This is a genomic window from Salibacterium salarium, assembly GCF_030813635.1.
Lineage (GTDB): Bacteria > Bacillota > Bacilli > Bacillales > Marinococcaceae > Salibacterium > Salibacterium salarium.
The window spans coordinates 1,151,757-1,165,961 of sequence record NZ_JAUSUM010000001.1; the positions used below are offsets into that span (position 1 = coordinate 1,151,757).

At 34.9% G+C, this 14,205-nt stretch carries 11 protein-coding genes and 1 pseudogene; 7 read left to right on the forward strand and 5 right to left on the reverse strand.

All coding sequences use genetic code 11. The features are described 5' to 3' along the window. Positions 1-257: 257 nt before the first annotated feature. From J2S78_RS05475 to J2S78_RS05490, 4 genes are read right to left on the reverse strand one after another with little or no spacing between them, the layout of a single operon-like run. Entirely contained in the window at positions 258-905 is a 648-nt protein-coding gene (locus tag J2S78_RS05475; RefSeq protein ID WP_306896924.1) for a hypothetical protein, read from the reverse strand. Further along, positions 905-2,545, reverse strand: a complete 1,641-nt coding sequence (locus J2S78_RS05480; protein WP_306896925.1) for a site-specific integrase — start codon at positions 2,543-2,545, stop codon at positions 905-907. Before J2S78_RS05480 ends, J2S78_RS05475 begins: the two co-directional genes overlap by 1 nt. A gap of 2 nt (positions 2,546-2,547) precedes the next feature. After that, positions 2,548-5,778, reverse strand: a complete 3,231-nt coding sequence (locus tag J2S78_RS05485) for a hypothetical protein (RefSeq protein WP_306896926.1) — start codon at positions 5,776-5,778, stop codon at positions 2,548-2,550. A gap of 36 nt (positions 5,779-5,814) precedes the next feature. Continuing rightward, positions 5,815-7,059, reverse strand: a complete 1,245-nt coding sequence (locus J2S78_RS05490; RefSeq protein ID WP_306896927.1) for a site-specific integrase — start codon at positions 7,057-7,059, stop codon at positions 5,815-5,817. Positions 7,060-7,239: 180 nt separating this feature from the next. Between J2S78_RS05490 and J2S78_RS05495 the strand changes: the two are divergent. The 7 genes and pseudogenes from J2S78_RS05495 to J2S78_RS05525 form a co-directional block, all read left to right on the forward strand. Continuing rightward, positions 7,240-7,407, forward strand: a pseudogene (locus tag J2S78_RS05495) (JAB domain-containing protein); the annotation flags it as partial. Between the two features lie 299 nt (positions 7,408-7,706). Then, positions 7,707-8,750, forward strand: coding sequence for a rod shape-determining protein (locus J2S78_RS05500; RefSeq protein ID WP_125557061.1), 1,044 nt, complete (start codon positions 7,707-7,709; stop codon positions 8,748-8,750). A gap of 14 nt (positions 8,751-8,764) precedes the next feature. Then, positions 8,765-9,721 carry a rod shape-determining protein MreC gene (mreC, locus tag J2S78_RS05505; RefSeq protein ID WP_125557063.1) on the forward strand — a complete coding sequence of 319 codons (957 nt, stop codon included), beginning with the start codon at positions 8,765-8,767 and terminating at the stop codon, positions 9,719-9,721. After that, the gene (gene mreD / locus J2S78_RS05510) at positions 9,718-10,242 is read left to right on the forward strand and encodes a rod shape-determining protein MreD (RefSeq protein ID WP_306896928.1); all 525 of its coding nucleotides are present in this window, start codon (positions 9,718-9,720) and stop codon (positions 10,240-10,242) included. Before mreC ends, mreD begins: the two co-directional genes overlap by 4 nt. A 120-nt stretch (positions 10,243-10,362) precedes the next feature. Beyond that, positions 10,363-11,043, forward strand: coding sequence for a septum site-determining protein MinC (gene minC, locus J2S78_RS05515; protein WP_306896929.1), 681 nt, complete (start codon positions 10,363-10,365; stop codon positions 11,041-11,043). Positions 11,044-11,081: 38 nt separating this feature from the next. Then, positions 11,082-11,879 (forward strand): septum site-determining protein MinD, encoded by a 798-nt coding sequence (gene minD / locus J2S78_RS05520; protein ID WP_125557069.1) that lies wholly within the window; start codon positions 11,082-11,084, stop codon positions 11,877-11,879. A 295-nt stretch (positions 11,880-12,174) separates the two neighbouring features. Next, positions 12,175-12,342, forward strand: coding sequence for a hypothetical protein (locus tag J2S78_RS05525; protein WP_185819699.1), 168 nt, complete (start codon positions 12,175-12,177; stop codon positions 12,340-12,342). A gap of 132 nt (positions 12,343-12,474) precedes the next feature. On the opposite strand, the gene arsA is transcribed toward J2S78_RS05525, so the two are convergent. Further along, complete coding sequence (arsA, locus tag J2S78_RS05530) at positions 12,475-14,205, reverse strand: arsenical pump-driving ATPase (protein WP_306896930.1); 1,731 nt, start codon at positions 14,203-14,205, stop codon at positions 12,475-12,477.

Below are 14,205 nucleotides of genomic sequence, written 5' to 3' on the forward strand. Positions count from 1 at the left end.
TTTCTTGGAAAAAGCAGTACTGGAAACATCGGTGCTGCTTTTTTGTACTATAAAAAGATTTTTAAGTCAGCCGTTCAAATTGTTGAAGTGGAGTTTAAGTATAGAAACGGACTATCTTCTTGAAAGCGTCCCTTAATCTTCGGACTACTGGCTCATTCTGTCCGCAATACTCAATTTTAAATCTTATGGCATTCGCAAGTGAAAAAGATGACAATCGGTAAATATGGCACACCGGATAGTGTGTTGCTACCTACTTTTTAATTATTTTTCAGTCTGTTCTTAAAAAAGTCAGCTATATTATTTTGATTTTGAGTCTTTTCCTCCCTCAATAACGTAAGGTAATCTAACGGTTTTGAAAATATATTCTTTAGAGCAGAATCAAAAAAAACCAAATTTTCCTGCGAAGGTTTTTTTAGGAAATAATGAAAAACCTGTGAAATTAAATCTTGTTGCTGTTTATTCAATTGCTGTAAATATTCATGTGACTTCTTTAACGATAATATACTTTCTTCTTTTATATTAATCTCTTTTTCGAGCAGTTCTATTTTACTTTGCTTAGATTTTAATTCATTGAAAAGGGTTGTCTTTAGTTCTTTATTTGTGAGTTTATTATCTATTAAGTTTAGTAAGTTTTCTAGCTCATAATTCTTTTCATGTCTTTTAAGTTTGTGAGATAGGGCTGAGTTAACCTCATCTATTAATTTCCTGCCAGCCCGATCCTTTTTCCTCCAAAATGATTCTGACGGTAATTTAGGGATTTCTTGATTATGATATAGTTCAATGCAATACTCGTGTAAGTCAATATATTTTATCTCTTTAGATACACTATGCTTCAGTACGTAACCGTTCACTATTTCTCTAGCTTCAGTTTCGGTTAATATCGGTTTTCGACCTTTTTTAGTCATTAATAGATACTCCTTTCAATTTGGATTAGTTTTGATAAATTTTGGAGTTCTGACTTAATATTTAGGAATGTTTGCTCTAGGCCTTTCTCGTTTTCTAGGTGTTCAGGTGTCATGATATTTATAGCTGTATTTGTATGAATTTTATAAATGAAATTCATGAGTTCCATTAGATTGTCTCGATTTTTATTAACCTTTTTGATTATCTGGTCATGTTGCACTTTTAAATCATCTAAATCAATTCGCCAGTGACTACAAAGCATACATTCCTTTGCTTCGCAACGAATAAGTGAATCGCTGCAATAGCCGATTTCTAATTTTCCTCTAAAACTAGATGTAGGTGATTCAAAGGCTTTTAGTTTAACATTTTCTGGAATATATCTAATATTTTTATCAAAACTCGACATGTTTTTATAGTTTTTAATTAACTTAAATACCTCGTTATCAATCCAGTACTCGCTGTGAAAGCTGTAATGATACTGTGCTGCAATTGTTCTATGCCCCCCTAAACGTGCAATTTCAACAGGTGAAATACCTTGCATCATCAGTGAAATAAAAGCTATGTGGCGAGTGTCATTTGGGCTTAACTTTTGATTGAAAGGTACGTTAATTTGGTAATATTCATTAATGACTTCTTTGTAAAAACGGTCAAGTAACTTTTCTAAATTATTTTTATTGAAAGAATTGAGGTCTCGTTTTTGTAATTCTCTTCGTCCTGTGTTGTCGGCGTAAATTAAAGACCTATAAGAGATAAGTGTTTCACTTTCTCCATATTCTTTTGTGAGATCAATATATTTATTTAATAAGTGGTACATAACTTCGTTTATTTCAATTTTATTATAATAATTAACACTATCGTTTAAAGGTTTCTTTATTCTAGTTATTGTTACAAAATATTTATTCCTTTCTTTCGAAAGACTATCCCTTTTTATTAAACAAAATTCAGTAGATCTAATCGGAATTATCGTAGTTAAATTCCACCAAATTAAGATTGGATAGTAAAGGATTGTCTTTTTCAAAGTTTCTTCATCATCAAACATGCTATCTTTTTGGATGTCAGTAAAATATTTCTCTAAATAATATGAGAACGATAGGATATACTTAGATGAAGGCAATTGGATAGGATTTTTATCAAATTTAATTTTTTTACGTGTATCGTATAAATTAGCAAGGTATTTACTTGAATTGTTAATTTCACTAAAGTCAAAAAAACTAAACACAGTAAACAGTACGTATGTTTTTTCATTATTGGTTATATGATCTTGGTGAAGCCATTCCACAAAATGGTTTACACGATCTAAAGAGAAAAAATCTGTAATATTGACTGCTATACAAAAATGATGGAAATAGTGGATACACGTAGATGGTCGATATTTCTCAAGTAGTGACCCAATCCAACATTTAATTAGTAATAGATCGTCTTTGCTCAAATGGTTGTCAATCTTTCCGAAATCTAGTTTTATAGTTCTTCCTGAACTATACTCATGCGAAAATATCCAAATGTCATCGTAAAGTGATTTCGATAGAAATACCCCTTTTGATTTAAGTTCAAATATTAAATTGGTTGTGTAAGTAACTTCATACTCGGACAGATAGGAATTATCAAATGAAACATTAACTTTTGTAGTTGTATTATCACCCATGATCAATCAACTCCCTTGGGTGTATAAGTCGCGTATTCATGTATAGGTTTTACCGAATCAATTTCATTTAATAGATCTAGTAACTTTATATATCCTTGTTTGCTTCCCTTAAAAAAACTTAATACGACATCTTCGCCAAACTTATCAACCGCATCGTTTAAAAAATCTAGTTCCATAAACAATAGATTTACTTGTTTTATCTTTTCAACTTCAAAATTAGTGTTGTTAAAGTCATCTTTAAACTGGCCTAGTGTATTTGTAACGTTTGAGACTATGTTAGCAGTGGCATAAAAATTTGGTACAGAATAGATGCAGTTCTTACAGTCTAAACCAGTATTAAGACAACCTTTCTCTGAAACTATACATTGAAAATCCTCGTCTTTCCCCGGTAAAAAGTTCTTTTGTAGCTTATTTAAGGTTTCAAATGCGTCGTCGGAACCTTTACTTATAAATAATTCTATTATAGATTTTTTTTGTTTAGTTACACTATTTAAAAAACCTGCGGTGGCTTCAATATTATAAATATCTTTAAAAACTGACTTTAACTTTAGAATATTATTTGTTTCCTTTGTCAGATCGCTTGTATTTCCACAAACTATTTCACTAAGTATTTTTGGTATGTAACCAAATATTCCACGATTAAATAAATTTATGGAGAGTGCATTAATATCTTCATTTGGGATTTTAATATATATATTGGTTGATTCTTCGCTTTTATGCGAACGAAGTCGCTGAGCGATCTTAAGGGCTGCACCACTATGTTTTTCCTTTTTTAGTAGTGTGTACATTATAGTAAGCAATGTTCTATTCATCTTTCTGTTTTTGAATTTGAATTCTTCAGGAAACCCCTTAAAAAAATTATTGTTGTGTGTGTCGAGAAAATTATTCTTTTTATTATTGAAATTAATAATATTATCTAAAGTAGGGTAGAAATGTTGATTTATCAAATGACAAATTACATAGGCGTTCGCAACAGCGACTTTTATGTTATCAGATATAAAAAAGTTATTGTTAGCCTTAGTTTTAGAAACCGTGTATTCCTTTGTTAAAAGCAAATTGACGATTTTATCTACCTCATCGTCGGCAAGAGTTCTATTTCTAAACTCTTTTAAAGACTTTATATTTAGAAAAGTAATATCAATCATTTTTAGGTTACATATATCTCTATGTCTCCAGGCATTGCTTAGGTGTAATAATATATAAAGCCAAGAATAGGCATATTCATTACAAAGCTTTGATGTATCAGGGGAGCTTCTGAGTAAACCGTCATTTATTGCAGGCACCCTATGACTAAGGTTGTTTACATATGAGTAAACTTCCTTAAAAGTAGAGTAGTCGTATATCTCCGTGTCGTGATCTACTGACTTTTTGGATGTAAATGTTTTTTTATTTTTTTGTATCCTAAATGAACTTTTGATATTATCTTGAATTAATCCATAATAGAGTTTATTAATAAAAGGGATTAAAATATTGCGATGGCTAATTGGAATATTTGAATTTAGTAAACCAATATTTATATCATTGCTCGATTTTAGATGTAGCTCCGAATCCAAAATAAAGTCCGTTAATAACACAGTGCATTTAACTAATGTATTTATAAAATAAGGTAAAGTTTCTTTTGCTTTATTGTTATATAGAATAGAATCATTGCAGTAATTAAACCAATATTGTTGCGTAATTGATGATTTTTCGTGAAATTTAATGCCATTTATTTTTAGTAGTTCGTAAAAAGCTGAAAGTGGTTCATTGTATGATATGGAGTCTAAAAGTTCTTGATGTTCTTTCTTTTGTAATAAAATTTCGTACTCTGATTTAGGAAAAAGTAAGAATGTTGGAGAGCTTTTATTGAAAGCGTATCTTTCGATACCCGTTGGCTTTTTTCTATTTTTAAAGTACCTAAAGTAATGGTCTCCAAGTGTTTTGGAAACCAAAGACGAAGGTACATACTTCTCTAAAATATTTTGTTTTAGTTTAGATAAATTATTTATTTCTTCTTTACTGTAATAGGTGGTATTGTGGAAGTAATAAAATGATAGTTTAGCTTCTTTTCTAATAGCGGTAAGTTCACTATTTGAAATTTTCAAAAGTTGTAAGCTTTGTTTTTTTGAATAGAATTTCTCCTTTTCCCCAAGATAAAGCCATGTATCATCTTTGTTAAACATTTCAATAATCTTTTTTCGTTCATAAAACTTTAATCTAATGTGTAAATCAATCTGTTCAATGTTATGATAATTGATCAAAAAGTTTAATTGATGGAAAGTAATATTATATTGATTAATCACTTCTTTATTAGAAAGATAATTAGCCAAGAATTCATTGATATGATCTTTTTTGAAATAAATATTATCTCCTAAAAGTTGCTTACCTGTTTTAAAATAATTAATATCCCACTTTTCACATACTTCAAATAAACTAGGGACAAAGTTAGCTTTTAAAATGGAAATTGAAGTCTTATTCATACCAAATAATTTTCTAATCTCTGTAAATGTATAGTAGTTCTTTGATAAATTTAGATTTTTCCTATAAAACGATGAAAGAGAATGGTACTCTACATATAAAACTCTATCGCGATTCCTAAAATGTTTAATTGAATTTTCAAGACAGAGTTTATGCAAAGTTTCATTTTTATTAACTAATTCCGAAAAAATACTACTTTTAATTATAGTTGTTCCTTTGATCCATTTAGCTTTAAGTTCTTTAGGAGCAAAGTTTTTTGATAAAACTTTTGCTTTAGTTAAATCGGATTTAGGGATGTATTCTGTATTTTTTGAGATTCTGATTAAATTTACATCCTCGGTGTGTACAATGTTTTCGTAGATAAAAATATTGATGTTTAATTTGTGCAAAATTTCGTCTTTATGATATACATTATCAATAAATTTTTCCACATCTGATTTATTGAAATATAAGGAATCCCTGTAGTTAACAGTATGTATTTTATATAATTGATTACACTTGGAAAGTATTTCGAATAAATGTTCCCTATAAGATGCACAACTAGACGATCTACAAACAGTTTTTAGAAAACTATCTGTACTTAAATAGTTTTCCGATATGTTCTTTTCAATCTTAACAACTTTCATTATTTCATCACGATTAAAATAGGCTATATTGTTAATTCTGTTAACAGTAAGATGGCCCTCCTGGATTAGAAGTTTAACTTTATTCTTAGTGACAGGGATATTATGTTTATTGTAATAAAATGAGGACAAATCAATATGATTATCTTCCAAATTTATTTTCCTCCTGTGATTGTTTCAGTATTCTTTTTAGTTTTGGAAATATTTTTCACTTAATTTAGTAACTCGAGGCAAATTGTCTTTGATTGCATTAATAGTTGTTTTTTCGTCTACATACTCCATGGATGAATTAATATTAGTATCACCTCTAGCAATAGCTATTTGAGTAGGGGTAAGTTTCATGTCAAACAGTATATTACTGTATATTCCTCGGCCTATATGAGTCGACCAATAACTTTCGCTTAACAACGTGTAATCATCATATCTTCCTTGCTTTAATAATTCCTCCAAAAAACGCTTTTTCACTTTATTGAACCTTCGATCATAAACCTTACCAGACATTGGATTGCCATCTTTATTTATAAATATTGCCTGTTTATTTTTAGGTTTCATATTTTGAAGGTAATCCATATGTTCAAAATAAACTTCCCAAACTAAAGGTATATCCATTATCGTCTGTTTACAGAGCCTATGGCTAAGATAGTTTGTTCTTTTCGGAAACTCGTTTGAAGTATCCTCTAAATGTTGAAATAGGATATGTCTATTATCCTTTATGTGAACCATCATGGATTCAGTTGGAATTACCTCCAAATCTATTTTAGTAACGTTTACAATCTCGCCTCTACGTAATCCACCATAAAATTGAAAACAAATACCTAGTGCAATATCCGGTGAAACAGCTCTAGCCACTTGTATGAATAAGATCATAAGCTCGTAACGATTTTTGCCGAAATCTTTTAGTTTTAAAATAGTATTTGATTTCTTTGAAGAAGGATATTTAGTTTGAAGGTGACTTCTTTTAAATAATGATTTAACCGTTCTTCTATCTTTATAATAATTAAATTCAACCTTTATATCTTCATTAATATAGTTCTTCTCGCTTAAAAACACAAAAAAATCAGTAAGTACACCTTCATACAATTTAATTGTGTTCTTTGATAAACCATTTCTTGTTAGATGAGAAATATAATTGCTGCCATGATATAGATTCAAATTCTTTAAACCTGTAATTGATAGCTGCATGAACAATTTATCTTTCTTAGCTATTGATTTAAGAATATAGTTTAGAAAACGACATACTACTCTAGCTGGTAACAATTGTGAATTTAATGATTTTCCGTGGTATGCGAATTTTACAGTTATAAATTCGGTAATCGGGTGAGGTACTTGGATGTTTGTTCTTAGATCATGTACCATTATCGATACGATTTTATTATTACCATAAACCTCTTTAATCTCCTTTACAATAAACCTGCAGGATTCACTTAGCTCCATATGATCAACCTACCCCTAGTTTTGTTACTTCCTTATATTTTAGCTTTTTATAGTATTTATTGCTACATGCTACATTTAGCCTTTATACTTTTAAGTTTGGCGAAATTAAAAACAAAGTAACATCAACGGATAAATGATATTAATTGTTGCGTATAACTATTAACGCCTCAAAGTGTACCTATAAGCCTCCATAACCACCCATCCGGAGATCCAGCCCCAAGTAATGAAGATATAGAAGTGACAAAACGATTAATAGAATGTGGTCATATATTAGGAATTGAAGTGCTTGATCACATTATTATTGGTGATCGAAAATTCAGCAGTTTGAAAGAAAAAGGGTACATTTAAATTTAGTTTCTTCCTCCTGCCTTTCTACTCTTGATGAATACACATATTTCTTATAAACTATTTAAGTTGAGAATCTTTATGAATTAAAATAATAAGGAAAACAATAAGATAAAATTGTGAAAGAAAATGGAAAGTCTATGTTTTTCATATTGTTTTCAGTATAATAAGGAATAGTGAATATTTTCACTTCGTATAATGACTAAAAGATGGATACTAAAATGTGCGGTAAGAAAAGCCGGACAACGTGAAGAGAATAAATAGGAAACAGAGTTTGCAAAGGATGAAGGGAGATACATAGGATGTTTGGTGGTTTTTCGAAAGACTTGGGAATTGATTTGGGTACGGCCAATACACTGGTATATGTAAAAGGTAAAGGTGTTATTGTACGTGAACCTTCCGTTGTAGCCATGCGGACAGACGCGGGAACAATTGAAGCGGTAGGAAATGATGCCAAAAATATGATTGGACGAACACCGGGGAATATTGTAGCTGTACGCCCTATGAAAGACGGGGTTATTGCCGATTTTGATACGACAGCAACAATGATGAAGTACTTTATCCAGCAAGCGCAACGAACGAGATCGATTTTTACCCGCAAACCTAACGTTATGGTTTGTGTACCTTCCGGGATAACCGCTGTTGAGAAGAGGGCTGTAGAAGATGCCACGAAACAGGCTGGAGCTCGAGAAGCATATACGATTGAAGAGCCGTTTGCTTCTGCCATTGGTGCTGATTTACCAGTGTGGGAACCAACAGGAAGTATGGTTGTCGACATTGGTGGTGGAACGACTGAAGTGGCCATCATTTCATTAGGTGGGATTGTTACAAGCCAATCAATTCGGATTGCAGGAGATGAAATGGATGAATCGATTATTCATTATATAAAGAAAACGTACAATCTGATGATTGGGGAGAGAACAGCAGAAACGTTGAAAATGGAAATCGGTGCGGCTGGGACTCCTGTAGGAATTGATAATTTAGACATTAGAGGACGGGATCTTGTTTCAGGACTGCCTAAGACGATTTCTGTTTCCGCCGAGGAAATTTCTGATTCATTGGCCGATACGGTGAATGCTATTGTGGAAACAGTCAAAAGTACATTAGAGCAAACACCGCCGGAATTATCAGCCGATATTATGGATCGCGGAATAGTCTTAACAGGCGGCGGTGCGATGTTACGTAATATTGATAGGGTGTTGAGTGATGAAACGAATATGCCTGTATTAGTGGCAGAAGAACCATTGGACTGTGTAGCACTTGGTACTGGCAGGGCGCTTGAGAATTTACATCTATTCCGGTCGAAGGCGGGGATAACCGCTAGGTCAAACCGGGACACGTTGTAAAGTAGGTGTAAGATATGCCCCACTTTTTTTCTAACAAACGACTCATTTTATTAATGGTAAGTATTATTGTCTTAGTAGCTTTAATAGGCTTTTCGATGCGCGAACGAGAATCAGCAACCTGGCCGGAAAAATTTGTCCGTGATTCTACAGGAGTCGTTCAATCCGTATTAAGTCGTCCCGCTCATTTTGTAGCGGGTTTCTTTGGAGACATCGTTGATGTTACAAATGTGTACGAAGAAAATAAGCTGTTGAAATCTCGTATGGAAGAATTTGCTTCGTTATCGGCTGAGTTAGAGAGTACAAAACAAGAAAACGATACGTTAAAAGAAATGATTGATTCAAAAGAAAGTTTAATGAATTACACAACCCGATCTGCTTTGGTTATTCACCGGACTCCTGATCGTTGGACAGAGACGATTGGTATAAATAAAGGGGCTCAAGATGGCTTGGAGAAAGATATGGCGGTTGTAACTTCTGAAGGACTGATTGGAAAGGTTGATACGGCATCAGAGTTCACTTCTACTGTTCAGTTGTTATCGGATGGAAATCGGACAAATCGAGTATCGGCTATGGTAAATACAGACAATGAGCCCGTTTATGCTTTTATAGAAGGCTGGGATGAAGAACGGGAAGGATTAATGCTTCGAAAAATTGAGTCAGACGCAGAAATCGAAGAAGGTCAAATGGTGATGACTTCAGGACTTGGTGGTGTTTTTCCGCGCGGTCTTGCGATAGGTGAAATTACATCTATTAGTCCTGATGAATACGGTTTGACTTATAATGCTTTGATAGAACCGGCAGCTGATTACTATAATTTGGAACAAGTCAATGTGATTGAACGAACAAGTGAAACGCTGGATGAGGATATTGAAGAGCAGACAGATGATGAGGAAGATGGAGAAGACGGAGAAGATGACGAAGATCCGATTGAACTTGAAGAAGATGACTTTGAGAGCGGGGGTACATCATGATTCGTTTTGGACTCCCTTTGTTAGTGTTTGCCTTATTTCTGATAGAAGGAACGCTATTTCAAATTTTTGTTCCTCCTTCGTTTGAACGTGAGATTGTGCTCGTTCCCCGGTTAACATTAATAGCTATCGTCATGATTTCTATCTTCCGCGGAGCTGGTCTTGGAATGCTCTATGGCGTCGTAGTTGGTTTATTTTATGACTTTGTATATACTGATTTAATTGGTGTATATATGTTCAGCTTAGGTTTTGTAGCATATATTAGTTCATTCACCTTCACAGCAGTACGAACGAGCTATTGGTGGCAGTTCCTTATTACTCTTGGAGCTCTGTTTGTACTAGAATGGATGACGTATGGATTGCATTATGTCATAGGCAATACTGATATTATATTTGAAGAATTTTTTATGACAAGAATGCTTCCATCATGGATGTTGAACGGTTTAGTTGCACTATTATTGCTTTATCCTTTTCAACAATTTTTTCATAAATTAAAAGAATTGGAAGAGTTACAGCAACGATAAACTTTCATTTCTTTCAAGAGTTTTACGATAATAGCAGGATTTCATGAAGAAAATGTGGAAGTTAATGAAATCCGCTCGACAAATTAAAAGATAATGGCTCAAGTTTCAGAGGTGAAGCAGATGAAGACAGGATCCTCGAAAAACCTGGTTACGATAAAAGGCACAAAAGAAGGTCTGACGATTATACTTGATGACCAGTGTTCATTTGATGATTTGAAAGTAGAATTGAAAGATAAAATGGCTAGAGACAAACAGGTGTTTAGTAGTGGACCTGAAGTTGAAGTCCTAGTGGACGCAGGCTATCGATATGTAAATGAAGAGCATGAAAAAGTAATAACGGACCTTTTGGAAGAGGCGCAGGCAATAAAAGTAAAAGAGTTTCATTCCGAAGTGATTACAAAAGAGGAAGCCAAACGGCAACGTGAAGAAGATGCTTTGACCGCTGTTACCCAAATTATTCGTTCGGGGCAAGTCGTCAGTGTTCGAGGTGATATCCTTTTACTAGGAGATGTAAACCCGGGAGGAGCAATAGAAGCGACGGGGAATGTATATATTTTGGGAACTCTGAAAGGAACCGCTCGTGCTGGCTTAGAAGGTAATCTTCAGACGGTAGTAAGTGCCTCCGTCATGGAACCTAACCAAATATCTATTTCAGATGTTTTGTTTTATGCGCCAGACCGTTATGAAAAAAAACAAAGCGGCCCGTTGTTTGACGAACCTGTTTATGCTTACATAGCAACTCCGGAGAAAGAAATTTCATTTGAAAAAACCAGACTTTTAAACCAGTTCAAAACAGAATAATAGCCATTATTCGTTAATGTCTGGAAGGAGGAATTGCAGTGGGAGAGGCTATTGTTATAACATCCGGTAAGGGTGGTGTGGGTAAGACGACCACTTCCGCGAATATCGGCACTGCCCTGGCCCTCCAGGGGAAAAATATCTGTCTCGTTGATACAGATATCGGATTGCGTAATTTAGACGTAGTGATGGGACTTGAAAACAGGATAATATATGATTTGGTGGATGCAGCCGAAGGAAGATGCAGGGTGCAGCAAGCACTTATTAAAGATAAACGATTTGATTGTCTGCATTTACTGCCGGCGGCCCAAACAAAAGACAAATCCGCATTGAACCCTGAGCAAATGAAGCAAGTTGTAGAAGAGTTAAAGCCGGACTATGACTATATTATTATTGATTGCCCGGCCGGAATCGAGCAAGGATATAAAAACGCTGTATCCGGTGCTGATCAGGCTGTTGTTGTAACAACACCTGACACATCGGCAGTGAGGGATGCTGATAGAATTGTCGGTTTACTCGAGCAGGAAGAACTAGCAGCACCTAAACTAGTAATTAACCGCGTGCGTAGCCATCTTTCGAATTATGGAGATACATTGGATGTCGATGATGTCGTATCAACGCTTGCGATTGATCTTCTAGGTATGATTGTAGATGATGAAGAGGTGTTGAAAGCAGCACACAAGGGGGAGCCGATTGCGATGAACCCAAACAGTCGCGCTTCTATTGGATATCGCAATATTGCACGACGTATTCTCGGCGAATCAGTACCTCTTATGTCGATTGAAGGGAAAAAGGGATTTTTTGCAAAAATGAAAAGCATGTTAGGATTAAAAGCATAATCTATCGTAAACCTGCCTCCTGATCAATCAGAAGGCAGGTTTTGTATATGTCCCGTCTAAAAAACACATGTTTTTAGTTGTCTGAAAAAAAGATTCTGAAATTTACTTTTTTGTAATGGATATGATATATTTTCAGTAGAATAATCGTTCTTCATTTAACCACCTTTCTAAAAGCTAAAGGAAAGTCTGACCCATGTTGCATGATCCCCTTCCTATTTTTCTGTCTCATGTCTAAAAACAGAGAGAAATCCTCATAATGAGAGTAAAACAAGTGAATGAAAGGAGGGAAACTAAGATGTCGATGGAATATGACTATTTATCGACGGAAGAAAAAGAAAAAATCGATGAGTTGGAAGATAAAGTGCAGCATGCAGAAGATGATAAAGCGTTGAAACGGTATACGACACAAATAACACTAATATATGAAAAAGCGAGAGTGCGACACGATACAAGCCGGTCGTAGGTGGAACATTGACGGGGAATATCACAGGCTTTTACGGGTCACTTAAGGGAATAAGAAAGAGCCGCCGATTAAAGAAATGAGGTTTAATAATGATTAGCCCATTTACAATATCGACGGCTTTTTCTTTTGTATTCAAATCATTAAGTGACGGGCTTGGTACGGTACAAGACAAGTTCGTTCGGGATGAGTGTTTGTTATTGTATTTATCCATTTTGCTTCCTGAATCGCCCGCCCTGATAGAACGGGATCTGTTGTGGAGGTGGCAAGAAAACTGTGGTTAATTAACCACCAAGTTGGTTTAATATCGGCTCGTATGAGATCTTCTTCTAAACGATTAGCTTCTAATACAGGTGTTGCTTCTGGTAAAGAAACTACGACAACAGCTGTTTCATTAGGATCACGCAATCGGGGAAGCAGCTCTTTTACTTCTGCTGGTATGTCGCCGTTAGAACGCAGAACTTCCTGGTGATAAGATTCAGCCGCATCAAGCAAAAGCAAAGTGTGGCCGGTTGGAGCGGTGTCTAGGACGACAAATTCTTCGTTGGCACGAGCAGCGGTTTTGGCAAATGCATGAAATACGGCTATTTCTTCAGTACAAGGTGAATCAAGGTCTTCTTTTATATAATCCAGACTGTCTTTGTCCAAGTCAGCGCTTACTCGCGACAAAATGGCTTGCTTGTATGCTTCTGTTTCTTCTTTCGGATCAATTCGGTTTACGGTCATGGCCTTCGGAATTGTTTGATCTACCAAAGCTAAACGCAAGTGATTAGCGGGATCCGTTGTTGTTAAATGAACGGAATATCCTCTTTTAGCAAGATCTAGTGCAAGTGATGCAGCTGTCGTTGTTTTTCCGACTCCTCCTTTCCCCATTGTCATAATAAGCCTTGTATTGTTTTGGATAACCTCATCAACAATTTCATTTGTTCCTGGTAAGTGTGGAGCAGGACATGTTTCGACTTTCTCATTGATTACATTTTCTGCAAAAATGGTTCGGAGTCCACGTTCTCCTTCTATATTTTCTGCAAACAGAGGAACTTGATATTGCGGTAATAACCGAAGCGCTGAAGGAAGCTGTTGAAGTACTTGGTTTTGGTTATATATAAAACCGGACGCAATGAGATCATCACTTGCATCAAAAGGGTGAATACCATTGATGACAAGATACTGATTTTTAATACCTAGCTCATGTAATTCAGTACTAGCACGGTTAGCCTCAAACATAGAGGCCTCTTCTGGTCTGCTAACAAGAAAAAGAGAGGTTTGTTTCTCGTCAGCTAGAGTAGTTGTTGTTTGATTGTAGAGCGACTGCTTTTCTTTTAAACCAGATACAGGTCCCAGACAAGACGCTCCGTGTGTACTCGTTTCAAGAAAGTCGCTCCAGGCTGTTGGAAGCTGTAACAATCGCAGTGTATGACCGGTTGGAGCAGTGTCAAACACAATATAATCAAATGTTTGATTTGATTCAGTGTCTGCAAGAAGGGTCGTAAACTCATCGAAAGCGGCAATTTCGACCGTGCATGCTCCTGAAAGCTGTTCTTCCATATTTTTAATAGCAACGTCAGGCAATTTCCCTCGATAAGGCCCTACCATTTTTTCACGATATGTACTAGCAGCATCTTCTGGATTAATATTTAAGGCATGTAATCCATGTATACTAGGAATAGCTGTTTGTTGATTAGAAAGATTTGTGTCAAAAATATCTTGTAAATTCGAAGCTGGATCAGTACTAACTAGTAATACCTGATATCCTTTATCAGCCAGTCCGACAGCAGAAGCAGCAGCAATCGAGGTCTTACCTACTCCTCCTTTACCAGTGAAAAATAAATGTTTTGTCTGAGGGAGTTGATCCGGATGAAAACGCAT